This is a genomic window from Agrococcus sp. GW821-FHT14H11 (genome assembly GCF_058803545.1).
This window is the reverse complement of sequence record NZ_JBXAPA010000007.1, coordinates 1-24,014: the sequence shown is the minus strand read 5'-3', so window position 1 is coordinate 24,014 and position 24,014 is coordinate 1. Positions and strand designations below refer to the sequence as shown.

General features: G+C 74.3%; 28 protein-coding genes and 1 tRNA gene. 22 read left to right on the top strand and 7 right to left on the bottom strand.

Features of this window, described 5'->3' with window-relative positions:
* The first annotated feature begins 72 nt into the window (after positions 1-72).
* A complete protein-coding gene (locus AC1RNL_RS09040) occupies positions 73-630 on the top strand; it encodes a GNAT family N-acetyltransferase (protein WP_492935030.1) in 558 nt (185 codons plus the stop codon).
* Between the two features lie 27 nt (positions 631-657).
* Here AC1RNL_RS09040 and AC1RNL_RS09035 read toward each other — a convergent pair whose 3' ends face one another.
* Genes AC1RNL_RS09035 through AC1RNL_RS09020 form a run of 4 tightly spaced genes read right to left on the bottom strand, consistent with a single transcriptional unit; the run spans position 658 to position 3,757 of the window.
* Positions 658-1,590 carry an ABC transporter substrate-binding protein gene (locus AC1RNL_RS09035; RefSeq protein WP_146356739.1) on the bottom strand — a complete coding sequence of 311 codons (933 nt, stop codon included), beginning with the start codon at positions 1,588-1,590 and terminating at the stop codon, positions 658-660.
* Entirely contained in the window at positions 1,587-2,297 is a 711-nt protein-coding gene (locus AC1RNL_RS09030) for an ABC transporter permease (protein WP_400529762.1), read from the bottom strand. Before AC1RNL_RS09030 ends, AC1RNL_RS09035 begins: the two co-directional genes overlap by 4 nt.
* A complete protein-coding gene (locus tag AC1RNL_RS09025; protein ID WP_492935029.1) occupies positions 2,294-2,935 on the bottom strand; it encodes an ABC transporter permease in 642 nt (213 codons plus the stop codon). The genes AC1RNL_RS09030 and AC1RNL_RS09025 overlap by 4 nt, the downstream gene beginning before the upstream one ends.
* A gap of 9 nt (positions 2,936-2,944) precedes the next feature.
* Positions 2,945-3,757: an ABC transporter ATP-binding protein gene (locus AC1RNL_RS09020; RefSeq protein WP_492935028.1), complete on the bottom strand. Its 813-nt coding sequence runs from the start codon at positions 3,755-3,757 to the stop codon at positions 2,945-2,947.
* A 90-nt stretch (positions 3,758-3,847) separates the two neighbouring features.
* Here AC1RNL_RS09020 and murI point away from each other — a divergent pair, with 90 nt between their 5' ends.
* Genes murI through AC1RNL_RS08985 form a run of 7 tightly spaced genes read left to right on the top strand, consistent with a single transcriptional unit; the run spans position 3,848 to position 9,213 of the window.
* The gene (murI, locus tag AC1RNL_RS09015; protein ID WP_128188435.1) at positions 3,848-4,684 is read left to right on the top strand and encodes a glutamate racemase; all 837 of its coding nucleotides are present in this window, start codon (positions 3,848-3,850) and stop codon (positions 4,682-4,684) included.
* Between the two features lie 11 nt (positions 4,685-4,695).
* Positions 4,696-5,421, top strand: a complete 726-nt coding sequence (gene rph, locus AC1RNL_RS09010) for a ribonuclease PH (RefSeq protein WP_492935027.1) — start codon at positions 4,696-4,698, stop codon at positions 5,419-5,421.
* The gene (gene rdgB / locus AC1RNL_RS09005) at positions 5,418-6,035 is read left to right on the top strand and encodes an RdgB/HAM1 family non-canonical purine NTP pyrophosphatase (protein WP_492935026.1); all 618 of its coding nucleotides are present in this window, start codon (positions 5,418-5,420) and stop codon (positions 6,033-6,035) included. Before rph ends, rdgB begins: the two co-directional genes overlap by 4 nt.
* A 59-nt stretch (positions 6,036-6,094) precedes the next feature.
* Positions 6,095-6,982 carry a metal ABC transporter solute-binding protein, Zn/Mn family gene (locus AC1RNL_RS09000; protein ID WP_492935025.1) on the top strand — a complete coding sequence of 296 codons (888 nt, stop codon included), beginning with the start codon at positions 6,095-6,097 and terminating at the stop codon, positions 6,980-6,982.
* Positions 6,979-7,707: a metal ABC transporter ATP-binding protein gene (locus AC1RNL_RS08995; RefSeq protein ID WP_128188439.1), complete on the top strand. Its 729-nt coding sequence runs from the start codon at positions 6,979-6,981 to the stop codon at positions 7,705-7,707. The genes AC1RNL_RS09000 and AC1RNL_RS08995 overlap by 4 nt, the downstream gene beginning before the upstream one ends.
* Entirely contained in the window at positions 7,707-8,579 is an 873-nt protein-coding gene (locus AC1RNL_RS08990) for a metal ABC transporter permease (protein WP_246991652.1), read from the top strand. Before AC1RNL_RS08995 ends, AC1RNL_RS08990 begins: the two co-directional genes overlap by 1 nt.
* On the top strand, positions 8,560-9,213 hold the full coding sequence (locus tag AC1RNL_RS08985) for a metal-dependent transcriptional regulator (protein ID WP_128188441.1): 654 nt from the start codon (positions 8,560-8,562) through the stop codon (positions 9,211-9,213). The genes AC1RNL_RS08990 and AC1RNL_RS08985 overlap by 20 nt, the downstream gene beginning before the upstream one ends.
* 31 nt (positions 9,214-9,244) lie before the next feature.
* Here AC1RNL_RS08985 and AC1RNL_RS08980 read toward each other — a convergent pair whose 3' ends face one another.
* Together AC1RNL_RS08980 and AC1RNL_RS08975 are read right to left on the bottom strand one after the other, a co-directional pair.
* On the bottom strand, positions 9,245-9,970 hold the full coding sequence (locus AC1RNL_RS08980; RefSeq protein WP_128188442.1) for a DedA family protein: 726 nt from the start codon (positions 9,968-9,970) through the stop codon (positions 9,245-9,247).
* A 31-nt stretch (positions 9,971-10,001) separates the two neighbouring features.
* A tRNA-Leu gene (locus AC1RNL_RS08975) sits at positions 10,002-10,084 on the bottom strand.
* Between the two features lie 64 nt (positions 10,085-10,148).
* Here AC1RNL_RS08975 and AC1RNL_RS08970 point away from each other — a divergent pair.
* From AC1RNL_RS08970 to AC1RNL_RS08905, 14 genes are all read left to right on the top strand, one after another.
* Positions 10,149-10,928: an SDR family NAD(P)-dependent oxidoreductase gene (locus AC1RNL_RS08970; protein ID WP_246991650.1), complete on the top strand. Its 780-nt coding sequence runs from the start codon at positions 10,149-10,151 to the stop codon at positions 10,926-10,928.
* On the top strand, positions 10,925-11,782 hold the full coding sequence (locus tag AC1RNL_RS08965; RefSeq protein ID WP_246991648.1) for a 3-hydroxyacyl-CoA dehydrogenase family protein: 858 nt from the start codon (positions 10,925-10,927) through the stop codon (positions 11,780-11,782). Before AC1RNL_RS08970 ends, AC1RNL_RS08965 begins: the two co-directional genes overlap by 4 nt.
* A gap of 89 nt (positions 11,783-11,871) precedes the next feature.
* A complete protein-coding gene (locus tag AC1RNL_RS08960; protein WP_310124379.1) occupies positions 11,872-12,645 on the top strand; it encodes an SDR family NAD(P)-dependent oxidoreductase in 774 nt (257 codons plus the stop codon).
* A 66-nt stretch (positions 12,646-12,711) separates the two neighbouring features.
* Entirely contained in the window at positions 12,712-13,416 is a 705-nt protein-coding gene (locus AC1RNL_RS08955; RefSeq protein ID WP_128188445.1) for a flavodoxin family protein, read from the top strand.
* A 10-nt stretch (positions 13,417-13,426) separates the two neighbouring features.
* Positions 13,427-14,230, top strand: coding sequence for an alpha/beta fold hydrolase (locus tag AC1RNL_RS08950; RefSeq protein WP_492935024.1), 804 nt, complete (start codon positions 13,427-13,429; stop codon positions 14,228-14,230).
* Positions 14,230-15,156: a hypothetical protein gene (locus AC1RNL_RS08945; RefSeq protein ID WP_492935023.1), complete on the top strand. Its 927-nt coding sequence runs from the start codon at positions 14,230-14,232 to the stop codon at positions 15,154-15,156. Before AC1RNL_RS08950 ends, AC1RNL_RS08945 begins: the two co-directional genes overlap by 1 nt.
* Positions 15,157-15,211: 55 nt before the next feature.
* Positions 15,212-16,441, top strand: coding sequence for a TadA family conjugal transfer-associated ATPase (locus AC1RNL_RS08940; RefSeq protein ID WP_492935022.1), 1,230 nt, complete (start codon positions 15,212-15,214; stop codon positions 16,439-16,441).
* The gene (locus tag AC1RNL_RS08935; protein WP_400529788.1) at positions 16,438-17,295 is read left to right on the top strand and encodes a type II secretion system F family protein; all 858 of its coding nucleotides are present in this window, start codon (positions 16,438-16,440) and stop codon (positions 17,293-17,295) included. The genes AC1RNL_RS08940 and AC1RNL_RS08935 overlap by 4 nt, the downstream gene beginning before the upstream one ends.
* Positions 17,292-18,227 (top strand): type II secretion system F family protein, encoded by a 936-nt coding sequence (locus AC1RNL_RS08930; protein WP_246991667.1) that lies wholly within the window; start codon positions 17,292-17,294, stop codon positions 18,225-18,227. The genes AC1RNL_RS08935 and AC1RNL_RS08930 overlap by 4 nt, the downstream gene beginning before the upstream one ends.
* A gap of 11 nt (positions 18,228-18,238) precedes the next feature.
* Positions 18,239-18,427: a hypothetical protein gene (locus tag AC1RNL_RS08925; RefSeq protein ID WP_246991623.1), complete on the top strand. Its 189-nt coding sequence runs from the start codon at positions 18,239-18,241 to the stop codon at positions 18,425-18,427.
* Positions 18,427-18,807: a TadE/TadG family type IV pilus assembly protein gene (locus tag AC1RNL_RS08920; protein WP_310124406.1), complete on the top strand. Its 381-nt coding sequence runs from the start codon at positions 18,427-18,429 to the stop codon at positions 18,805-18,807. Before AC1RNL_RS08925 ends, AC1RNL_RS08920 begins: the two co-directional genes overlap by 1 nt.
* Positions 18,782-19,255, top strand: coding sequence for a hypothetical protein (locus AC1RNL_RS08915; RefSeq protein WP_246991621.1), 474 nt, complete (start codon positions 18,782-18,784; stop codon positions 19,253-19,255). The genes AC1RNL_RS08920 and AC1RNL_RS08915 overlap by 26 nt, the downstream gene beginning before the upstream one ends.
* Positions 19,252-19,698, top strand: coding sequence for a pilus assembly protein TadG-related protein (locus AC1RNL_RS08910; RefSeq protein ID WP_246991619.1), 447 nt, complete (start codon positions 19,252-19,254; stop codon positions 19,696-19,698). Before AC1RNL_RS08915 ends, AC1RNL_RS08910 begins: the two co-directional genes overlap by 4 nt.
* A gap of 48 nt (positions 19,699-19,746) precedes the next feature.
* Positions 19,747-21,231 carry a serine/threonine-protein kinase gene (locus tag AC1RNL_RS08905; protein ID WP_400529796.1) on the top strand — a complete coding sequence of 495 codons (1,485 nt, stop codon included), beginning with the start codon at positions 19,747-19,749 and terminating at the stop codon, positions 21,229-21,231.
* A gap of 10 nt (positions 21,232-21,241) precedes the next feature.
* Here AC1RNL_RS08905 and AC1RNL_RS08900 read toward each other — a convergent pair whose 3' ends face one another.
* Positions 21,242-23,950, bottom strand: coding sequence for a PKD domain-containing protein (locus AC1RNL_RS08900; RefSeq protein ID WP_492935021.1), 2,709 nt, complete (start codon positions 23,948-23,950; stop codon positions 21,242-21,244).
* Positions 23,951-24,014: the final 64 nt, after the last annotated feature.

Sequence of the window (24,014 nt, the reverse complement as noted above, 5' to 3'; positions counted from 1 at the left end):
GTCGGTCACGAGCGCCAGCCTACGACGGCGGCCTGGGGCGACCGCCTCGACGACGCCCGGTAGCGTGGCTCGGTGCCCCGAACCATCCGCCCCCTGCCCGACGGCGTCGCGCTGCGCGAGCCGACGCCCGCCGACGCGCCCGCCTGGGCCGCCTTCCTCGTGCGGGAGCAGGAGCGCACGTACGCGGGCAGGCTGCCCGACGACTTCGGGGTGCGCGGGCTCGCGCAGGCGAACGTCGTCGGGCTCGCGCGCGCCTTCGCGGAGCCGGGCGACGCCGTGCGCCGCATCGCGTGGCAGGGCGACCGCATCGTGGGGCTCGCGGCGACGAGCGCCGCGCCCGCCCGCTGGGAGGTCGAGCTCGGGCTCGTGCCGCCGCCCGCCGAGCGAGAGCTCGACCGGCTCTACGTGGCCGCCGAGATGCACGGCACCGCGGTCGGCGCCGCGCTCTTCGACGCGGTCGTCGACGACCGCGCGCTGTACCTGTGGCTCATCGACGGCAACGAGCGCGCGGGCCGCTTCTACGAGCGCCGCGGCTTCCGGCACCTCGACGAGCGGGTGTCGACGGGCCCGACGTGGGGCGGCATCCCGATGCACCGGATGGTACGGGAAGGGCGCCCACCGCGAGGGTGAGCGCCCTTCCCGGGTCGTCGCGGAGGCTCAGCCGAGCAGGCCCTGCTCCTCGAGCCAGGCGGCGGCGATGTCGGCGGCCGGCGCCTGCTCGTCGACCGAGCGGCCGTTGAGGGCGAGGAGCTCCTCCGAGGTCAGCGCTGCGCTCACCTCGTCGATGATGCCCTGCGCCTCCTCGTCGACGCGGTCGCTCACGACCGGCACGACGTTCGAGGCGAGGAACAGGCCCTCGGGGTCCTCGAGCACGACGAGGTCGTTCGCGGCGATCGACGGGTCGCCGGTGTAGACGATCGCGAGCTGGACGTCGCCGTCCTGCAGCGCGCGGATCGTGAGCGGGCCGCCGCTGTCCTCGATCGGCGTGAAGCCGACCTCGATGCCGTAGGTGTCGGCGAGGCCCTGCGGTCCGTTCGGGCGGGTCTCGGCCTCGGAGTTGGCGCCCATCGTGAGCGGCTCGTCGACGTTCGCCAGGTCGGCGATCGTCGTGAGGTCGTGCTCCTCGGCGAACTCGCGCGTGACGACGTAGGAGTCCTGGTCGGTCGCGGGCGCCTGGTCGAGCACCGTGATGCCCTCGGGCGCGGCCTCGGTGAGGGCGGCGTAGACGTCCTCGCTGAGGCGCTCCGTGGGCTCCTCGGCCCACACCTGCAGCAGCGGGCCCGTGTACTCGGGGAAGACGTCGATCGCGCCCGACTCGATCTCGGGCAGGTAGACCTCGCGCTGGCCGATGCGCAGGTCGCGCTCGATCGTGTAGCCGCCCGCCTCGAGCGCCTGGGCGTAGAGCTCGGCGATGATCTCGTTCGAGTAGTAGTCCTGCGAGCCGACGACGAGGCTCGTCGCGTCGCCGCTCGTCGTGGGTTCCGCGGAGCCCTCCTCGAGCGGGTCGGCGTTGGCGCAGCCGGTGAGCACGAGGCCCGTCGCTGCGATCGCGGCGAGGGCGGCGCCCGCCTTGCGGGGGATGCTGGTCATGCGGTGCTCCTCTCTGGAGCGCGGGCGGACGCCCGCGCGGGGACGGTGTGCGGTTCGGCACGACGGCCGGCCGCGGATTGGATCGCCTGGAAGACGAGCTCGACGACGAGCGAGAGCAGCGCCACGAGCAGGGCGCCGGCCAGCATGACCTCGTAGTCGCCCGCCTTGACGCCCTGGAAGATCGGCCTGCCGAGGCCCGTGTTCGAGACGTACGCGGCGAGGGTCGCGGTCGAGATGACCTGGAGGGCCGCCGAGCGCACGCCGCCGATGAGCACCGGCGCCGCGAGCGGCAGCTCGACGCGCTGCACGATCTCGCGCTCGGTCATGCCGATCGCGCGCGCCGCGCCCACGACCTGCCGGTCGACGGCCTCGACGCCGGCGTACGCCCCGGCCAGCACGGGCGGCAGCGCGAGCACGAGCAGGGCGAGGAAGGGGGCCTCGAGCCCGATGCCGAGGGCGAGGCCGAAGATCGTGAGCAGCCCCAGGGTGGGGATCGCCCGCGCACCGCTCGTCAGCGCCACGACGAGCCCGCGACCCCTGCCGGTGTGGCCGATGAGGACGCCGGCGGGGATGCCGATGGCGGCCGCGGCGAGCAGCACGGCGCCCGAGAAGCCGAGGTGCTCGAGGATGCGCAGGCCGAGCGAGTTCGTGCCCTGCCAGCTGGCGGGGTCGAAGAGGTGGGCGAGAGCCTCGGCGAACAGGTTCATGCGCGCACCGCCGCCTGCCAGGGCATCGCGAGCCTGCCGAGCAGCAGCACGACCGCGTCGATCGCGAAGGCGACCAGGACCGTGAGCACGATGCCCGTGATGATCGAGGCGTCGATGCCGCGCTGGAAGCCGTCGGTGAACAGCGTGCCGAGGCTCGAGATGCCGATCACGGCGCCGATCGTGACGAGGCTGACGGTCGAGACCGCCATCACCCGCAGCGACGAGACGAGCACCGGGCCGGAGAGCGGCAGCTCGACCGCCCAGAACCGCGCCCAGGGGGAGTGGCCGAGGGCGTCGGCGGCGAGCATCGTCTCGCGCGAGACCGATCCGAAGGCGTCGGCGGCTCCGCGCACCATCAATGCGCAGCCGTAGAGCGTGAGGCCGATGATCGCGACCCAGGGGGAGCGCGCCGAGAGGCCCACGATCGCGGGGATCATGATGAACAGTGCCAGCGAGGGGATCGCGTAGAGGAGGCCGGTGCCGGTCAGCAGCGCGGTGCGGGCGCGCGGATAGCGGGCGGCGAGCCAGCCGAGCGGGATCGAGATGACGAGCGCGAGCACGATGGGCACGATCGAGAGCCACAGGTGGTCGAGCAGCAGCGACCACACGATGTGCAGGTTCTGGCTCAGCCAGTTCATGGGCTGGGCCTACTCCGCCAGCACGCCGGTGGGGCGGTCGTCGCCGTCGACGACGATCCGGCGGCCGTCGACCTCGCGCACCGAGAGCGTGCGACGCGCGGTGCCCGCGCCCACGAAGCGCGAGACGAACTCGTCCGCGGGGTGGGCGAGGATATCGGCGGGCGTGCCGCGCTGCGCGATCTCGGCGCCCTTGCGCAGCACGAGCACCTCGTCGCCGAGCGCGAAGGCCTCGTCGATGTCGTGCGTGACGAAGAGGATCGTCTTGCCGAGCTCGCGCTGCAGCGTGCGCATCTCCTCCTGCAGCTGGTCGCGCACGATGGGGTCGACGGCGCCGAAGGGCTCGTCCATGAGCAGGATGTTCGGATCGGCGGCGAGGGCGCGGGCGACGCCGACGCGCTGCTGCTGGCCGCCCGAGAGCTGCAGCGGGTAGCGGTCGCCGAGCGCCGGATCGAGGCCGACGCGCTCGAGCAGGCCGAGCGCGGCGCGGCGCGCCTCGCGACGGTTCGCGCCCTCGAGCACCGGCACCGTGGCGACGTTGTCTGCGACGGTGCGGTGGGGGAGCAGGCCGCCCGCCTGGAGCACGTAGCCGATCGAGCGGCGCAGCTGCACCTTGTCCATCGCGCGCACGTCGTCGCCGTCGATGGAGACCGTGCCGCTCGTGGGATCGACCATGCGGTTCACCATGCGCAGCAGGGTCGTCTTGCCGCAGCCGGAGGAGCCGACGAGCACGACGACGGCGTGCGAGGGGACGACCAGGCTGAAGTCCTCGACGGCGACCGTGCCGTCGGGGTACTCCTTGCGCACGGCTGCGAACTCGATCACGCGGGGGCTCCTCCCGGTCGCGGGGTGCTGACAATACCGGCCGACCCCTCGGCGAGTCTGTGCCCTCGCCCCGCGGCTAGGCTTGCCGACGTGCAGCGGCCGATCGGAGTCTTCGACAGCGGCGTCGGCGGGCTCACCGTGGCGCGCGCGATCATCGACCAGCTGCCCGCCGAGTCGATCACGTACATCGGTGACACCGCCAACGGCCCCTACGGCCCGCGCGCGCAGTCGGAGGTGCGACGCCTCGCGCTCGACGTGCTCGACACGCTCGTCGCGCAGGGCGTGAAGATGCTCGTCATCGCCTGCAACACCGCATCCGCGGCGACCCTCGACGTCGCGCGCGAGCGCTACGAGCAGGGGATGGGCATCCCGGTCGTCGAGGTCATCGACCCGGCCGTGCGGGCGGCCGTGCGCCAGAGCCGCTCCGGGCGGATCGGCGTCATCGGCACCGCGGGCACGATCGGCTCGGGCGCCTACCAGCGCGCGTTCGCCGAGGCCGGCGTGCCGCACGTCGCGGCCGGCGCCGCGCCGCGCTTCGTCGAGTTCGTCGAGGCGGGCGTCACCACCGGCGACGAGGTGCTCGCCGCCGCGCACGAGTACCTCGAGCCGCTGCTGGCCGAGGAGCTCGACACCCTCGTGCTCGGCTGCACGCACTACCCGCTGCTCGCCGGCGCGATCGGCTACGTCGCCGGCCCCGGCGTGCGGCTCGTGTCGAGCGCGGAGGAGACCGCCGCCGACGTCTACCGCATCCTGAGCGACCGGCGCATGCTCGCGCCCGAGCACGCCGCGCCCGCCTACGCGTTCGAGGCGACGACCGCTGCGCAGGAGCCGTTCCTGCGGCTCGCGCGCCGGTTCCTCGGGCCCGAGGTGACGCACGTGGAGTTCACGCAGACCGGGGTCATCCAGCTCCCCGGCCGCACCGACTGAGAGGACCAGGCATGGCACGCAAGGACGGCAGGCAGCTCGACGAGCTGCGCGACGTGACGATCGAGCGGGGCTGGAGCCAGCAGGCCGAGGGCAGCGCCCTCATCTCCTTCGGCGCCACGAAGGTGCTGTGCACCGCATCCGTCATGCCCACGGTGCCCCGCTGGATGGCGGGCAAGGGCAAGGGCTGGGTGACGGCGGAGTACGCGATGCTGCCGCGCTCGACGAACGAGCGGATGGATCGCGAGAGCGTGCGCGGCAAGGTCGGCGGCCGCACGCACGAGATCTCGCGCCTCATCGGCCGCTCCCTGCGGGCCGGCGTCGACATGCGGGCGCTCGGCGAGCTCTCGATCGCGGTCGACTGCGACGTGCTGCAGGCCGACGGCGGCACCCGCACCGCCGCGATCACGGGCGCCTACGTGGCGCTCGCGGACGCGATCCGCTGGGCGCAGGCCGAGGGGCGCGTGCCCAAGAGCGCGACGCCGCTGGTCGACTCCGTCGCCGCCGTGTCGGTGGGGATGATCGATGGCGAGCCGATGCTCGACCTCGCCTACGTCGAGGACGTGCGCGCCGGCACCGACATGAACGTCGTCGCGACCGGCCGGGGCCTGCTCATCGAGGTGCAGGGCACCGCCGAGGGCGCGCCCTTCGACCGCGCGGAGCTCGACGGGATGCTCGACCTGGCGCTCGCCGGCACGGCGCGCCTGACCGAGCTGCAGCGAGAGGCGCTCGGCGCATGACCGACCTGGGAGCGACCGGCATCGACGTCGTCGGCGGGGGCCTGCAGGTGGTCGTCGCGACGCGCAACCCGCACAAGGTGGAGGAGCTGCAGCGCATCCTCGCGCCGCTGCTGCCCGGCGTCGAGCTCGTGCCCGACAGCGGCCCGGAGCCCGTGGAGGATGGCGAGACGTTCGAGGCGAACGCGCTCATCAAGGCGCGCGCCGCGCACGAGCGCACCGGGCTGCCCGCGCTCGCCGACGACTCGGGCATCGAGGTCGACGCGCTCGACGGCGCGCCCGGCATCCACTCGGCCCGCTACGCCGGCACGCGCGACGACCGCGACAACCTGGAGCTGCTGCTGCAGAACCTCGCTGGGACCGCCGACCGCGGGGCGCAGTTCGTCTGCGCCGCGGCGTGGGTCGACGCCGACGGCGAGCTCGCGGTGCGGGCCGACTGGCGGGGCGAGATCGCGGATGCGCCGCGCGGCGAGGGCGGGTTCGGGTACGACCCGGTGTTCGTGCCGCACGACGCCGACGGTCGGGCGGCGGCCGAGCTGACCCCGGAGGAGAAGGACGCGCGCAGCCACCGGCGGCTCGCGTTCACGGCGCTCGCGGAGCGCGTGCTCGGGCGCTGACGCTGTGGCATGATTTCGGTGTGCCGAAATCACAGCGTGCGGGACGGCGAAGGATCGCCGTGGCCGTCGCGTGCGTCGTCGCCGCGCTGACGGGCTGCGCCGCGCCCGCGCCGCCCGCGGTCGAGGACGACGGCCGGCCGCTCGTGCTCGCGACCTTCACGGTGATCGCCGACATCGCGCGCGAGCTCGCGGGCGACGCCGCCCGGGTCGAGTCGCTCACCCGCGTCGGCGTCGAGGTGCACGACTACGAGCCGACGCCCGGCGACCTCGTGCGTACCGAGGGCGCCGACCTCGTCGTCACCAACGGCATGGGCATCGACGACTGGCTGCTGATCCTGGTCGAGCGCGCGGATGCGCCGCACGTCGTGCTGAGCGACGTCGTCGACCCGATCCCGATCGAGACCGGCCACTACGCGGGCAATCCCAACGCCCACGCCTGGGTCTCGCCCGCCGAGGGCGCGCGCTACGTCGAGGCGCTGCGCGTCGCGATCGGCGACCTCGTGCCCGCCGAGCGCGACACGATCGACGCGCGCGCCGCAGCCGTGACGGCCGCGCTCGAGGCTGAGGGCGAGCGGCTCCGCGAGGGCGTCGCGCGGCTGCCCGAGCAGCATCGCGTGCTCGTCACGTGCGAGGGCGCCTTCAGCTACCTCGCCCGCGACGCGGGCCTCGCCGAGGCGAGCCTGTGGCCCGTGAACGCCGGCGGGCAGGGCACGCCGCAGTCGATCGCGGCGGTCGCGGGCGTCGTCGCCGAGACGCGCGTGCCGACCGTCTTCTGCGAGTCCACGACGCATCCGGGCACCCAGCAGCAGATCGCGCGGAACGCCGGCGTGCGCTTCGACGGCGGGCTGCACGTCGACTCGCTCTCGGAGCCCGACGGGCCGGCGCCCACCTACCTCGCGCTCATCGCGCACGACATCGACATCATCCTGGAGGGGCTGGGAGCATGACCGACGCCATCGTCGCCGAGCACCTCGGCGTCCGCTACGGCGACGTGCGCGCGCTCGCCGACGTGACCGCGCGCATCCGCACCGGCGAGATCACCGGGCTCGTCGGGGTCAACGGCTCCGGCAAGTCGTCGATGCTCGCGGCCGTGCTCGAGCGGGTGCCGCACGAGGGCACCGTGCGCATCCTCGGGCGCACCCCCGCCGAGGCGCGCCGCGCCGGCCTCGTCGCCTCGGTGCCGCAGGCCGAGACGGTCGACTGGGACTTCCCGGTGACGGTGCGCGACGTCGTCACGACCGGCCGCTACGGGCGGATGGGGCTGCTGCGCATCCCGCGCGCCGCCGACCGCGCGGCCGTCGACGAGGCCCTCGCGCTGCTCGGCATCGCCGACCTCGCCGACCGGCAGATCGGCGAGCTCTCGGGCGGGCAGCGCAAGCGCGCCTTCGTCGCCCGCGCGATCGCGCAGGACGCCGAGCTGCTGCTGCTCGACGAGCCGTTCGCGGGGGTCGACCGCACGAGCGAGGCGCAGATCACCGAGGTGCTGCGCGGCATCCGCGCCCAGGGCCGCACCGTGGTGATCGTGCACCACGACCTCTCGGGGGTGGCCGAGCTCGCCGACTCGGTGCTGCTGCTGCGCGGGCGGCTGCTGCACCACGGGCCGCCCGCCGAGACGCTCACGCCCGAGCGCATCGCCGCGGCCTTCGGCGCCGGCACGAGGGAGGAGCGGTGATGGATCCGGGGCTCGTCGACGCGCTGCTCGCGCCCTTCGCCTACGACTTCATGCTGCGGGCGATCCTCGTGACGCTCGTCGCCGCCGTCGCCTGCGCGCTGCTGTCGACGTGGCTCGTGCAGATGGGGTGGTCGCTCATGGGCGATGCGGTCTCGCACTCGGTGCTGCCGGGCGTCGCGCTCGCGTACATCCTGGGGCTGCCGTTCGCCATCGGCGCCGCCGTGTTCGGCATCGGGGCGGTCGCGCTCATCGGCGGCGTGCGGGCGGCGTCGAGGATCAAGGCGGATGCGGCGATCGGCGTCGTGTTCACGACGCTGTTCGCGCTCGGGCTGGTGATCGTGTCGGTGACGCCCGCTCAGACCGACCTGCAGCACATCCTCTTCGGCAACGTGCTCGGCGTCTCGGACGCCGACATCGCCCAGGTGCTCGTCGTCGGCGCCATCGTCTGCGCGACGCTCGTCGTGCTGCGCCGCGACCTGACCCTCGTCGCCTTCGACCCGGGCCACGCCCACGCGATCGGCCTGCGGCCGCGCCTGCTGCACGCGGTGCTGCTCGGCGCGCTCGCGCTCACCGTCGTCACCGCGCTGCAGGCGGTCGGCATCATCCTCGTCGTCGCGATGCTCGTCATCCCCGGCGCGACCGCGTCGCTCATCGCCGTGCGGTGGGACGCGCTGCTCGCGTGGTCGGTCGGCATCACCGTCGCCGCGTCGATGGTGGGGCTCATCGCGGCCTTCTGGATGGACATCTCGCCCGGCGGCGCGGTGGTGCTGACGCAGGGGCTCGCGTTCGGGCTAGCGTTGCTGTTCGGGCCCCGCCGGGGGCTCGTCATCCGGTGGGCGAGAGCGAGGCGTCATGCAGTCGACGGCGGCTGAGGACTACGTCAAGGCGATCTACCACCACACCGAGTGGCAGCCCGAGCCCATCACCCCCTCGCAGCTGGCATCCCGCCTGGGCCTGGCGAACTCCACCGTGACCGAGATGGTGAAGAAGCTCGCCGCCGCGGGCCTCGTGCGCCACCGCCCGTACGGCGCGGTCGAGCTCACCGACGACGGGCGCGCGCTCGCGGTGCGGCAGGTGCGCCGCCACCGGGTCGTCGAGACGTGGCTCGTCGAGCGGCACGGCTACGACTGGGACGAGGTGCACGACGAGGCCGAGATCCTCGAGCACGCGCTGAGCGACCGGCTGCTCGACTCGATCGCCCGCTCGCTCGGCGACCCGGAGCGCGACCCGCACGGCGATCCGATCCCGGCCGCCGACGGCACGGTGCGGCGACCGGATGCGGTGCTGCTCGCCGATGCGGAGGTCGGCCACGCGGGCGCGGTGGTGCGCATCTCGGACGCCGACCCGGCCATGCTGCGGTTCCTCGCCGGGGCCGGGGTCGCGCTCGACGCGCGGCTGACGGTGCTCGGCCAGAAGCCCTACTCGGGCTCGATCCAGGTGCGCAGCGGCTCGACGACGATCGACGTCGGGCCCGACGTGGCGCAGGCGATCTGGCTCGCCGCCTGACCCGCCGGCTGACCCGACGGGCAGGGGGCGATCAGCGCTCGATGCCCGGCTGCTGGCCGGTGCCCGAGAGGTCGAGCGTCTCGACGGCGCCCGTCGCGCTGCCGTCGCGGATCTCGCGCTCGACCTCGCGCCGCGACTGGATCGCGTGCCAGACGATGAAGCAGATGGCGATCGCGACGACGCCGAGCAGCACGAGGTCGATGTACTCGGTGACGAGGTCGGCGACGCCCGGGATGTGCGCGACGCCCCAGCCGAGCAGCGGCAGCCCCGCGCCCCAGAGCAGGCCGCCGAGCACGTCGAGCCGGAAGAACAGCGGCCACGGCATGCGCCCGACGCCCGCCGCGACCGGCATGAACGTGCGGACGATCCCGATGAACCGGGCGATGATGACCGCCGCCGCGCCGTACTTCAGGAAGAAGCGGTTGGTGCGCTCGATCGTGCGATGCGAGAAGAGCCCCGACGACTTGCGCTGGAAGATGGGCGGCCCGGCCTTGTGCCCGATGAAGTAGCCCAGCTGGTCGCCCGCGACCGCGCACGCCCAGATGCAGAGCATGACGAGCCAGATGGGCTGCGGGATGACGCCGGTGTAGGAGAGCACGCCGGCGATCACGAGCAGCGTGTCGCCCGGCAGCAGGAAGCCGACGAGCAGCCCCGTCTCGACGAACACGATGGCGCACACGAGCAGCAGCGCCCAGACGCCGGCGCCCGAGATCAGCCCCTCGATGTCGATGAGGAACTCGGCTGGCAGGTGGGGCACGGACGCTCCTTCGCGCGATGGGCGGTCGCCGTGCGGGAGAGGGGACTCGAACCCCCACGCCACGTGGGCACAGGAACCTAAATCCTGCGTGTCTGCCAATTCCACCACTCCCGCGTGGGTGTGATCAGCGTACCTTTTCGCGCAGGTCCCGACGCTCCGGCTCTGCCAAGGTTGTGCCATGCAGATGCGCGCCCTCGTGACCGGCGCCTCGGCCGGGCTCGGCGCGGAGTTCGCGCGCCAGCTCGCCGCCGACGGCTTCGCGCTCGTGCTCGTCGCGCGCAGCGCCGACCGCCTGCGCGAGCTCGCGGCCGAGCTGCCCGCGCTCGGCGCGGCCGACGTCGAGGTGCTGCCCGCCGACCTCACGGACGAGGCCGGGCTCGAGCGGGTCGCCGCGCGCCTGCAGGACGCCGCGCAGCCGGTCGACGTGCTCGTCAACAACGCCGGGCACGCCGTCGCCGAGCCCTTCCACGCATCCGCCATCGCCGACGAGCGCGCCATGCACGAGCTGCTCACGTGGGTGCCGCTGCGGCTCGCGCACGCGGCGCTGCCCGGCATGCGCGAGCGCGGCCGCGGCGGCATCCTCAACGTCGCGAGCCTCGCCGGCCGCCTGCCGAGCGGCTCGTACGCGGCGGCGAAGGCCCAGGTGATCGCCCTGTCGCGCGCGCTCGACGCCCGCTATCGCCGCGACGGCGTGACCGTCACGGCGCTCCTGCCCGGCTTCGTCGCGACGGAGTTCCACGAGCGGATGGGCGTCGCGGCCGACACCGTGCCGCGAGCCGGGTGGGCGGATGCGCCGACCGTCGTGCGCGAGGGGCTCACGGCCCTGCGTCGGCGGCGCGGCGTCGTCGTGAGCGACTGGCGCTACCGGCTCGCGGCGCCGCTGCTGCCGCTCGTGCCGTCGCGGCTCATCGCCGGCTTCGGGCTCGGCGCCCGGATCGAGCGGGGGAGCGGCCGATGAGCGAGGTCGTCGCGGTGCTCGGCGCCGGCGTCATGGGCGCCGGCATCGCGCGGGTGCTCGCGCGCGCCGGCCACGAGGTGCGGGTCTTCGACGTCGACCCGGCCGCCGCCGCCCGCGCAGCCGACTCGGCCGGCGCTTCCGCCCACGCCTCGGTCGCCTCGGCGGTCGAGGGCGCGACGCTCGTGCTCGAGGCCGCGCCCGAGCGGCTCGAGCTGAAGCGCGCGCTGCTCGCCGAGGTCGAGGCGGCGAACGCCGACGCGGTCATCGCCTCGAACACCTCGTCGATCGGGGCCGACGCGCTCGCGGCCGGCATGCGCGACCCGTCGCGCCTCGTGATCGCGCACTTCTTCAACCCCGCCGACACGGTGCCGCTCGTCGAGGTGGTGCCGGGGCCCGCGACGCCGCCGGAGACCGTCGAGCGGATGGTGGCGCTGCTCACCGCGGCGGGCAAGACGGCCGTGCCGCTCGCGCACCAGGTCGAGGGCTTCATCGCCAACCGCCTGCAGGCGGCGCTCTACCGCGAGGCGATGCACCTCGTCGAGCGGGGCGTCGCGAGCCCCGAGCAGGTCGACCGCGTGGTGACCGCCGGGCTCGGGCCGCGCTGGGCGCTCGCGGGCCCGTTCGAGATCATGGACCTCGGCGGCCTCGACGTCTGGACGAGCGTGGCCGACGGCATCCTGCCGACCCTCGGCGACGCATCCGCCGCCCCCGCGATGCTGCGGGACCGGGCCGAGCGCGGCGACCTCGGCGCGAAGACCGGGCGGGGCTTCCTCGAGCGCGAGGCGGATGCGCCGGCGCGGTTCGCGGCGAGGCTCGCGGCGCTCATCGCGGCCCGCGACGCACTCGAGCCGTAACGTTCAAACTCGGAATAACCCCGTACACGGGATGTTGCCCCTCATGGAGGGCGACGACGAGCGCCGCCCGTGAGGGAGAGGATCCGAAGATGACGTTCCCGGTGCTGCAGGACAAGGTCGCGATCGTGACCGGCGCCGCCATGGGCATGGGCGAGGCGACGGCGCGGCTGTTCGCCGAGGCCGGCGCGAAGGTGGTCGTCGCCGACTTCAACGTGGAGAAGGGTGAGGAGGTCGCCGCCGACATCCGCGCGAAGGGCGGCGATGCGCTCTTCGTGCAGGTCGACATCTCGAAGGGCGAGCAGGTCGAGGCGATGGTCGCGACGACCGTCGCGCGCTACGGCCGGCTCGACGTCGCGGTGAACAACGCGGCGCTCACGCCCGACCAGGGCCTGGTCTCCGAGATCGACGAGGCCTACTGGGACCGCCTCATGTCGGTGGACCTGAAGGGCACCGCGCTGACGCTCAAGTACGAGCTGCGCCAGATGCTCGCGCAGGGCGACGGCGGCTCGATCGTCAACATCTCGTCGACGTCGGGCTTCCGCGTGCAGCCGATGACGGTCGCCTACAACGCCGCCAAGCACGGCGTGAACGCGCTCACGAAGACCGCCGCGGTCGAGAACGGCCCGCACGGGATCCGCGTGAACTCGGTCGCCCCCGGCGCGGTCGACACGCCGATGCTGCGCGGCGCCATCGAGCAGTTCGGCCTCGACCCGCAGGAGTACCCGAAGCAGCTCTCGGCGCTGCACCGCTTCGCGCAGCCGGCCGAGATCGCGCAGGCGAGCCTGTGGCTGGCCAGCGACGCCTCCTCCTACGTCACGGGGACGACGCTGCACGTCGACGGCGGGTACACCGGCGCCATGTGAGCCGACGCGGCCGGGAGCGCCGAACTGCCATGGCGCTCCCAGCCGCTCCGTGCCAGCGTGGAGGGCATGACCGAGACCCTCAAGGCCGTCTACTTCAACGGCAGCCTCACCCCGTCCCCGGGCGAGAGCCACACCGACCTGCTCATCGAGGCGAGCGCGCGCATCCTGCGCGAGCAGGGCGTCGAGGTCGAGGTCGTGCGCGCCGTCGACCACGCGATCGCCCCGGGCGTGCAGCCCGACATGACCGAGCACGGCGCCGCCGAGGACGCCTGGCCCGCCATCTGGGAGCGCGTGCTCGCGGCCGACATCCTCGTGCTCGCCACCCCCATCTGGCTCGGCGACGCCTCGAGCGCCACGCGCCGCGTGGTCGAGCGCCTCTACGCCGAGTCGGGCGAGCTCAACGAGCACGGGCAGTCGATCTACTACGGCAAGGTCGGCGGATGCCTCGTCGGCGGCAACGAGGACGGCATGAAGCACGTCGCGCGCGAGGTGCTCTACGCCCTGCAGCACCTCGGCTGCACCATCCCGCCGCAGGCCGACGCGGGCTGGGTGGGCGAGGCAGGCCCCGGCCCCTCCTACGGCGACGAGCTCGACGACGGCTCGCACGCGGGCGCCGACAACGACTTCACGCAGCGCAACATCACGATCATGACGTGGAACCTGCTGCACCTCGCGCGCATGCTGCGCGGCGGCATCCCGACCGAGGGCAACGACCGCAACGCCTGGGAGCGCGGCGAGCGCTTCGGGTTCCAGAACCCCGAGTACCGATAGGAGCGCGACCATGACCGACATCCGCCTGCACATCGAGGACTCCGGCGGCGACGGCCGCCCCGTCGTGCTGCTGCACGGCTGGCCGCTCTCGGCCGAGGCGTGGGCGGCGCAGACCGCGGCGCTCACCGCCGCCGGCCACCGCGTCGTCGCCTACGACCGCCGCGGCTTCGGCCGCAGCGACAAGCCCGACGAGGGCTACGACTACGACACGCTCGCGGCCGACCTCGACTGGGTGCTCACCGAGCTCGACCTGCGCGACGTCGCGCTCGTCGGCTTCTCGATGGGAGGCGGCGAGGTCGCGCGCTACGTCTCGACCTACGGCGAGGAGCGCGTGCGCTCGGTGGTGTTCGCGGCAGCGGTGCCGCCGTACCTGCTGCACGCCGACGACAACCCGGAGGGCCCGCTCACCGAAGAGGCCTACCGCTCGCTCCGCGCCGGGCTCGAGGCCGACCGGGAAGCGTTCTTCGACGAGTTCACGACCGGCTTCTTCTCGACCGAGGAGGGCCTGCAGGTGAGCGAGGCGCAGCGCCACGAGGGCATCCGGCTCTCGCTGCAGTCGCACCAGCCGGCGGCGCTCGGGGCGATGGACGCGTGGGCGACCACCGACTTCCGCGACGACCTCGGCACGATCACCGTGCCGGTGCTCGTGCTGCACGGCGACGGCGACCAGACGGTGCCGTTCGAGGGCTCCGGCCGGCGCACGCACGAGACGATCGAGCACAGCGAGCTGCACGTCATCTCCGGCGCACCGCACGGCTGCAACGTGAGCCACGCCGACGAGTTCAACCGGGCCCTCATCGCCTTCTTGGGCTGATGGAGGTCATCGACTGGCTGCTGCAGGGCGATCCCTCGATCCGCTGGCAGGTCATGGCCGACCTGCTCGACGAGGATCCGGATGCCGTGGCACGCGAGCGCGCGAGGGTCGCGCACGAGGGCCACGGCGCGGCGCTGCTCGCCGCCCGCGGGACCGACGGGCAGTGGGCCGGCGGCGCGCACTTCCCGAAGGCCGAGCCGACGCTGCCCGGCCAGCCGTGGACGTCCACCGCCCACGTGCTCACCGAGCTGCGGCTGCTGGGCGTCGACCCGGCGGATGCGGCGGTGCGGGAGGCGATCGCCGACGTCAAGCGCGTCACGCGCTGGGAGTACGACGACGAGCCGTTCTTCGAGGGCGAGGTCGAGCCGTGCATCAACGGCGCGCTCGTGACGAACGCCGTCTACTACGGCGAGGACGCGACGCCGATCGTCGAGCGGCTGCTCGGCGAGCGCATGGAGGACGGCGGCTGGAACTGCGAGCAGGAGCGCGGCTCGGTGCGCTCGTCGTTCGACACGACGATCGCGGTGCTCGAGGCGCTCGCGGCGTTCGAGCGCGTGAGCGACGACCCGCGCGTGCCCGAGGCGCGGGCGAGCGGCGAGGCCTACCTGCTCGAGCGCTCGCTGCTGCGACGGCGCTCGACCGGCGAGATCGTCGACGAGGGCTACCTGCGCTTCGCCTTCCCGCCGCGCCACGAGTACGACGCGCTGCGGGCGCTCGAGCACTTCCGCGCCGCCGGCGCCCGCCCCGACGAGCGCATGGCCGAGGCGATCGAGCTCGTGCGCTCGAAGCGGCGGGACGACGGCCGCTGGCCGCTCGACGTCGTGCACGGCGGCGACCGGGTCGTCGACCACGGGCCGGTCGGGGAGCCGAGCCGCTGGATCACGCTCGAGGCGCTGCGGGTGCTGCGGTGGGCTGACGGCGGCTGAGGCGGCTGTGGACAACTTCCGCGAGGCCTGACGCGCTCGCGGTTCACTGGCTCGCATGCGCCAGGCCGTCGCCGAGATCACCGCCACCGTGCGGGCGAGGGTGCGCCGCGACGGCGTCGACCTGGCCCGCTCGGGCGACCTCGCCGAGCGCTACGTGCGCGACGCGGTGCGCTCCTACGCCGAGCGCTCGCTCGGCGGCAGCGTGCCGCTGCTGTCCGACGAGCGGCAGGCCGAGCGCGACGTGCTCGCGGCGGTCTCGGGCTACGGGCCGCTGCAGCCCTACCTCGACGACCCTGAGGTCGAAGAGCTGTGGGTGAACCACGGCTCCCGCGTCTTCTGCGCGCGCGGCGGCGTCAGCGAGCAGTTGCCGATCCGGCTCACCGAGACCGAGGTGCGCGACCTCGTCGAGCGGATGCTCTCGACGACCGGCCGCCGCGTCGACCTCTCGTCGCCCTTCGTCGACGCGTCGCTGCCCGACGGCTCCCGCCTCCACGTCGCATCCGGCGACGTCGCCCGCGGCGCGATGTCGATCAACATCCGCAAGTTCGCCCGGCGGCTCGCCGCGCTCTCGGCGCTCGTCGAGCGCGGCGCGCTCAGCCAGCAGGCGGCCGCGTTCCTGCGCAGCGCGGTCGTCGCCGGCTGCAACATCCTCGTCTCCGGGCCGACGCACGCCGGCAAGACCACCATGCTGAACGCCCTGCTCGCCGCCGTGCGGCCGGGCGAGCGGGTGGTGACGGTCGAGGAGACGTTCGAGCTCGATCCGCCCGTCGACGACATCGTGGGGCTCCAGTGCCGGCAGCCGTCGCTCGAGGGCACGGGCGAGATCTCGCTGCGGCGGCTGGTGAAGGAGAGCCTGCGGATGCGCCCCGACAGGCTCGTCGTCGGCGAGGTGCGCGAGGCCGAGGCGCTCGACCTGCTCGTGGCGCTCAACTGCGGCGTCTCCGGCATGTGCTCGATCCATGCCAACTCCGCGCGTGACGCGCTCACGAAGCTCACGACCCTGCCGCTGCTCGCGGGGCGCAACATCGACGCCGGGTTCGTCGTGCCCACCGTCGCGCAGTGCGTCGACCTCGTGGTGCACCTCGCGATCGACGCCCGCGGCAACCGCCGCGTCGTCGAGATCCTCGCGCCCACCGGGCAGGTCACCGCTGGCGTCATCGAGGCGTCCGTGCTGTTCGCCGTGCGCGACGGGCTGCTCGAGCCGACCGGGTCGCATCCGGCGAGGACGGCGAAGTTCGCCGCGGTCGGCATCGACCCCGTCGCGCTGCTCGGGAGCCGCGCATGACGTGGCTGCTCGGCTGCCTCCTCGGCCTCGGCATCGTGCTCGCCGTCAGCCCGTGGCTGTGGCCGCGAAGCGCCCGCACGCCGGATCCGCAGCCGCGCCGCCGACTGCTCGACCGCCTCACGCACGCGGGCCTCGAAGGCGTCCCGCCGGTCGCGCTCGCGGCGGTGTCGGTGCTGGCCGGCGTCCTCGCCGCGGGCGTCGCGCTCGCCCTCGCACCGGTGGTCGCCGTCGCGGCCGCCGCGTTCGCCGCCGGCGCCGCCGGGCCCGTGATCGCCGTGCGCTGGCGCGCCAAGCGGCGCCGCCGAGCGCAGGCGTCGGTCTGGCCCGACGTCGTCGACCACCTGGTCTCCGCCGTGCGGAGCGGGCGGGCGCTGCCGGATGCGGTGGCGCAGCTCGCGCACGCCGGTCCGGAGATCACGCGAGCGGCCTTCACCGCCTACGCGGCCGATCACCGCGCGACCGGCTCGTTCGCCTACGCCCTCGACCGCCTGAAGGACCGCCTGGCCGATCCGGTCGCCGACCGCATCCTCGAGACGCTGCGCATGGCGCGCGAGGTCGGCGGCACGGAGGTGACGACGGTGCTGCGCGAGCTCGCCGCCTACCTGCGCGTCGATCTCGCCACTCGCGGCGAGCTGGAGGCGAGGCAGACATGGATCGTCAGCGCGGCGCGGCTGGGGGTCGCCGCGCCGTGGATCGTGCTGCTCATCCTCTCGACCCGTCCCGAGGCGGCGCAGGCGTACAACGCGCCCGGCGGCCTCGCGCTCATCGGCGGCGGCGCGGTCGTGACGTTCATCGCGTACCGCGTGATGCTGCGCATCGGCGCGCTGCCGACCGAGGCGCGGTGGTTCGCGTGACCGCATCGGTCGGGTGGAGCCTGATCCTCGGCGCCGGCCTCGGGCTCGGGCTGTGGATGCTCGTGAGCCTCGTGCCGATCCTGCGCCGACCGCTGCTGCTGCACCGGGTCGCGCCGTACGTGCTCGACGTCTCGCCGGGCGCGCGCGACCTGCTCGCACGCAGGCGGGTGGACCCGGCGCGCGTGCTGGGCGTGGTCGCGTCGCCGGTCGGCGATCGGCTGGCGCCGCTCGTGCACGCGGTGCTCGGCGCGCCCGACGGCATCCGCCTGCGGCTTCGCCAGGCGGCGGCGAGCGAGACGGTGAGCGACTTCCGCGGCCGCCAGCTGCGCTGGACCGTGCTCGGAGCCGCCGTCGGCGCGGCGCTCGGGGTGGTGGCCGCGGTGCAGCAGGGGCAGCTCGCGCTGCCCGCGGGGCTCGCGCTGCTCGGCGCCGCGATCGGCGCCGCCACCGTCGACTGGCTGCTCCAGCGACGCGCGAAGCGGCGGCTCGCGCGCATCTCGAGCGAGCTGCCGTCGATCCTCGAGTTCCTGTCGCTGAGCCTCGCCGCGGGGGAGGGCCTGCAGGACGCGCTGCGCCGGGTCGGCGCCGCGGGCCGCAGCGCGCTCGGGAGCGAGCTCGCGGGCGTCGTGGCGCGGTCGGCGGCGGGGGAGAGCCTCTCGAGCGCGCTCGCGGCGCTCGCCGACGAGCTCGGGCACCCCGGCGTCACGCGCAGCGTCGAGCAGATGCGCGGCGCCATCGAGCGCGGCACGCCGCTCGCCCAGACGCTGCAGGCGCAGGCGCTCGACGCGCGCGACGCCGCGAAGCGCGACCTGCTCGAGGCGGCGGGCCGCAAGGAGATCTCGATGCTCGTGCCGCTCGTGTTCGGGCTGCTGCCGACCACGGTGGCGTTCGCGATGTGGCCGGGCATCCATGTGCTGCAGGTCGGATTCTGAAGGAGGAGACCATGTCCACGATCAGCTGTCGCTTCGCCCGCCTCGTCGGGAGGATGCGCGACGAGGAGCGCGGCGACGTGCCCGGCTGGGTGCTCGTCACGCTCATGACGGCGGGGCTCGTCATCGTCATCTGGACGGTCGCCGGGCCCGCCCTGTCAGGCGTGTTCGAGCAGGCCATCGCGAGGGTCACGAGCTTCTGATGCGCCTGGCCGACGAGCGGGGCTCGGCGGTCGCGGAGTTCACGATGGTCGCAGGGCTGCTCGTGCTGCTCGTGCTCTCGGTCGTGCAGCTCTCGCTCGCGCTGCACGTGCGCGCGACGCTCGCCGACGCGGCCGCGGAGGGGGCGCGGCACGCGTCGCTGGTCGGGTCGGATGCGTCGGCCGGCATCGCGCGCACGCGCGAGCTGATCACGACCGCCGTCGGGCCCGCCTACGCGGAGCAGGTGTCGGCGGGGACGGCGGTCGTCGCAGGGCTCGAGACGATCGAGATCCGGGTCGCGGCGCCGCTGCCGGTGATCGGGCTCGTCGGGCCGGTCGGGCTGGAGGTGCGCGGCCATGCGCCGCTCGAGTCGCTGGGCTGAGCTGCGGCGCGCGCTCGGAGACGACGCCGGCAGCGCCTCGCTCGAGTTCCTGACGGTAGGTGTGCTGCTGCTCGTGCCGCTCGTCTACCTGGCGCTCTCGCTCGGGCAGATCCAGCACGCCGTGCTCGGCATCGAGGGCGCGGCGCGGCACGCGGCGCGCGTCATCGCCGCGGCGGACGGGCACGACGAGGGGCTCGCCGCCGCCGACCGCGCGATCCGCGTCGCGCTCGCCGACGCCGGGGTCGAGCCCGCGGCCGCCGAGGTCGCGATCACGTGCGCGCCGGCGGCGGGCGACTGCCAGACGCCGCGCGGCACCGTCACCGTGCAGGTCGACGCGACGGTGCCGCTGCCGCTCGCGCCGCCCGTGCTCGCGCTCGACGTCGGAATGGGCGTCCCGGTCTCGGCGCTCGCGTCGCAGCCGGTCTCGGCGTTCGGCGGTGCGCCGTGAGGCGCGTGCTGCGGCGCCTCGCGCGCGAGGACGACGGCTCGACGCTCGTGCTCACCATGGGGTTCGCGGCGCTCGCGCTCGCGCTCATCCTCGCGGTGACGGCGGCGACCAGCATGCTGATCGAGCGGCGCCGGCTCTTCACCGTCGCCGACGGCGCGGCGCTCGCGGCGGCCGAGGCGTTCGCGCTCGAGCAGGTGCGCTTCGACGGCACCGCCGCCGCGCCCGAGCTCGCCGACGCGGCCGTCGACGAGGCGGCCGCGGCATGGGCGTCGCGCGCTGCCGCCGGGCTCGACGACGTGCGCGTCGACGGCGCGAGCGCCGATGCGCGCAGCGCCTCCGTCACGGTCTCGAGCGCGTGGCGACCGCCGGTGGTCTCCCTCTTCCTGCCGGAGAGCATCCGCCTCGACGTGACGTCGACCGCGCGGGCGGTCTTCGTCGACTGAGCGCGCGCATGGAGCGTCTCGGGCGGTCGGTGCGGGAGGATGGCCGGCATGATCCCCGGCACCGTGCTCGCAGCGCGCTACGAGCTGCAGCAGCCGCTCGGCCACGGCGGGATGGGGCAGGTGTGGCTCGGCTTCGACCGCGTGCTCGAGCGCCAGGTCGCCGTCAAGGTGGCCGACCTGCGGATGGCGCAGGACCCGGCGGCCGAGGAGCGCTTCCAACGAGAGGCGCGGGCGGCCGCGGCGCTCGCGCACGACCACGTCGTGACGGTCTTCGACTCCGGCAGCGAGGGCTCGATCGCCTACCTGGTCATGCAGCTCCTGCCCGGGCCCGCCCTCGACGCCGTCATCCGCGACCGGGCCCCGCTGCCCGTCGACGAGGCGCTCGCGCTCGCCGAGCAGGCCGCCTCGGCGCTCGCGGCCATGCACGCCGCGGGCATCGTGCACCGCGACATCAAGCCGGCCAACCTGATGTTCGACGACCGCGGGCGCCTGCAGGTGCTCGACTTCGGCATCGTGCTGCTCACGGAGTCGGCCTCCGAGCTCACGGCGGCCTCGACCGTCGTCGGCAGCGCCGCCTACATCTCGCCCGAGCAGGCGCAGGGGGAGCCCGCCTCCCCGGCGAGCGACCTCTACGCGCTCGGCTGCGTGCTGACGGCCCTGCTCACCGGCGCGCCGCCCTTCGCCGCCGAGCAGCCGCTCGCGCTCCTGCAGCAGCACCGGGACGCCCCGCCGCCGGGAGTGCGGGAGCGCCGGACGGAGGTGCCGGAGGCCGTGGCCGCGCTGGTGTCGGAGCTGCTGGCCAAGGAGCCCGAGCGGCGGCCGGCGTCCGCTGCCGAGGTGCGCGACCGCATCGCGGCGCTGCGCACGGCTGCTGCCGACCGCACGCTGCCGCTGCCGGCCGCGAGGGACGGCGAGCGCGCCCCCGCCCGCGGGGCCGCCGCTGCGACCACGATGCTGCTGCCGCCCGCGGGGCCGGCCGCGCTCGAGCCGCCGTCCACGCTCGGCCATGCTCGCAGGCGCTGGCTCGCGGTGGCAGGGTCCCTCGTCGCGCTCATCGTCGCGGCCGTGGTCATCGGCTCGATGCTCGCGCGCGACGGCGAGCGCTCGCCCGCCGCGACGGACCCTGCGGCCTCCGCTGCGGCATCCGAGCCCGCCACGCCGGATGCGGCCGACACCGCCCCCGTCGAGCCCCCTGCCGAGACCGCTCCCGTCGAGACGGCCGCCCCGAATCCGGCCGAGCCGCAGCCCGCGGAGCCGGAGACCGCCGGCGCCGCCCCCGCGCTCGAGGCCCTCCGGCAGGCCATCCAGGACGCCGAATACGAGGAACGGCCCGGCCAGACGCGAGGCGACCTGCGGGACCGGGTCGACGAGCTCGAGGATCGCCTGAGCGAGGGCAGGACGGACGACATCGCCCAGCAGATCGACGAGCTGGGGCGGCGGGTCGACGAGCTCGAGCGCGAGGGACGGCTGGCGTCCGCGGGGGCGGATGCGGTCCGCGCCGCGCTCGCCGAGCTCGAGGCAGCACTGGGGTAGCGGCGTCGTCTCAGGGCTCGGTGACGGTGATGCGGTCGAAGGCGACGCTGCCGCCGCCTGGGTTGTTCGGCACGTAGGTGAACACGCTCACCGCGCCGGGGCCCTGCAGGGCGGCGAGGCTGTTCGTGCCGGAGCGCATCCAGCCGGGCTCTGCCTGGCCGACGGGCCACAGCTTGGCGCGCACGGTGGTGGGCGAGGTGCCCGTCACCTCCATGCTGAAGGCGTACTGCTGGCCCGGCGCGATCGTGATGGGCACCTGCAGCATCGGCGCCATCGCGGTCGCGCCGTCCTGCAGCAGGTAGAGGCGCACGCCGCCGTCGGCCTGCAGCCGCAGCCTCGCGATGTAGTTCGCCGAGCCGATGCGGCGCCCGACGAGCGAGACGTACTGCGCCTCGACCAGCGAGCCGACGGAGAAGACCGCGTCGATGCGGGTGCTCGCGCTCGAGACGCCGTTGAGGTCGGCGAAGACCGTCTGGGTCGTGGCGGGCGGGATGGTCATGCGGCCGGCCCCGCCGGAGACCGAGAACCTGCTCGCCGTGCCCCGCAGGGTCCAGGGGCCGCCGACATCCGCCGACCCCCATGCGTTGGCGACCGTGCGGGTGAAGGCGTCGTCCGCGAGCACGTCGGTCGCGGGCGCGACGACCGTCACGCTCCGCTCCGCCACGGCGGTCGCGCCGTCGTCGTCGGTGACGCGCAGGCGCACGGTGTGCTCGCCCGCCGCCGCGTAGACGTGGGACGCCGTCGAGCCGCCGGCGGCGAAGCCCGCGCCGAAGTCCCACTCGTACGCGGCGATGGACCCGTCCGAGTCGGAGGAGCCGGCGCCGTTCGCGGTCACCGTCAGGCCGGAGGCGGCGACCGAGAACGAGGCGGTCGGCGCAGCGTTCGGGCTCGGCGCGCCTCCCGCCGGATCGGTGACCGTGATCCGGTCGAAGGCGACGCTGCCGCCGCCTGGGTTGTTCGGCACGTAGGTGAACACGCTCACCGCGCCGGGGCCTTGCAGTGCGGCGAGGCTGTTCGTGCCGGAGCGCATCCAGCCGGGCTCCGCCTGGCCGACGGGCCACAGCTTCGCACGCACGGTCGTCGGCGAGGTGCCCGTCACCTCCATGCTGAGGGCGTACTGCTGGCCCGGCGCGATCGTGATGGGCACCTGCAGCATCGGCGCGATCGCGGTCGCGCCGTCCTGCAGCAGGTAGAGGCGCACGCCGCCGTCGGCCTGCAGGCGCAGCCTCGCGATGTAGTTGGCTGAGCCGATGCGGCGCCCGACGAGGGAGACGTATTGCGCATCCACGCGCGACCCCACGCTGAACAGCGCGTCGATGCGGGTGCTCGCGCTCGAGACGGCGTTGAGGTCGGCGTAGACGGTCTGGCTCATCGAGGGCGGGACGGTCATGCGGCCTGCGCCGCCGGAGACCGAGAACCTGCTGCTCGGGCCGCGCAGGGTCCAGGCGCCGCCGACATCCGCCGACCCCCAGGCGTTGGCGACCGTGCGGCCGAAGCCGTCGAGGGCGAGCACGCGCTCTGCGGGGTCGAGCACGGTGACGCTCCGGACGGCCTCGCCGCTCGCGCCCTCGTCGTCGGTCACGGTGAGGGTGATCGGGTAGACGCCGGTGCCGGCGTACGTGTGGGTCACGGTCTCGCCTGTGGCGGTGCTGCCGTCGCCGAGCTGCCAGGCGTAGGACGCGATGGTGCCGTCGGCGTCGCTCGAGCCGCTCGCGCTCGCCGTCACCGCGAGGCCGTCGGACTCGACGGCGATCGATGCCGTCGGCGGGGCGTTGGCGGCGGGGGTGCGCAGCGTCCACGTCGAGGACGTCGTGGTCGACGCCCCGTCGGAGACGACCGCTCGCCACTCGTGCTCGGTGCCCAGCGCGAGGTCGGGCCACTCCACGGAGGCGACCTCGCCCGCGTCGATCCGCACGGTGCCGATCGGCTCGAACGGGGCCGGCTCCCGCGACGTCAGGTCGAACGGGAGGGTGAAGGACGAGTCGGCGTCGGTCTCGTACTGCCCGAGCACCGGCGAGTAGGTGGTCGCGGTCAGCGTGCCCTCCGTCGGCTCGAACGAGTAGTACCGCAGCCACCCGTTGCCGCCGTTGGCCCGGGCCTGGTAGTCGGTCAGGATCTGGTGCACCGGCTGGCCGCAGACGTTCTCGTCGGTGCGGCTCGCCTCGCCGAGGTCGCCGTCGTGCTCGTGGCCGGAGAGGACCAGGCGGATCTGGCAGTGCTGCGCGACGAAGTCCTGCCACATCGCCGCGGGTGCGGTCCCGCCCGGGCGCTGGGGCGTCGTGCGATGGGTCCCCGTGATGCTCAGGAAGCTGTGGGTCGCCATGATGACCGTGCGGTCGGGGTGCGCGTCGAGCACGCGGTCGGCCCAGTCGAGCGCGTAGCCCGGCGCCTCCCACTCGAGGTTGAGCACCAGGAAGTCGACGCCGCCGGCGGTGAAGAGCGCGTAGCTGTCGGCGTTGCCGCGGTCGATGGGGTCCGGCCCGAACTGGTCCTGCCCCAGGTAGCCGCCGTAGCGGGTGGTCTCCGTGCTCCACGAGCCCTCGGCGTAGCGCGACGGCGGGAAGTGCGCGTTGTACGGGCCCATGTCGCCGGTGGCGATGTCGAAGTCGTGATTGCCCGGCACGACGCTGTTCGGCACCGCGCCGTCGTCGAGGATCCGGAAGGCCTCCGAGATGTTATCCCAGCCGCGCTCGAGCGTCCAGTCGTCGACGAGACTCACGTGAAGTGCCCGCGACAGGTTTGCGGTGCCTCACGTAGGAATGCCCGCGAAACTCTGAGGGCAT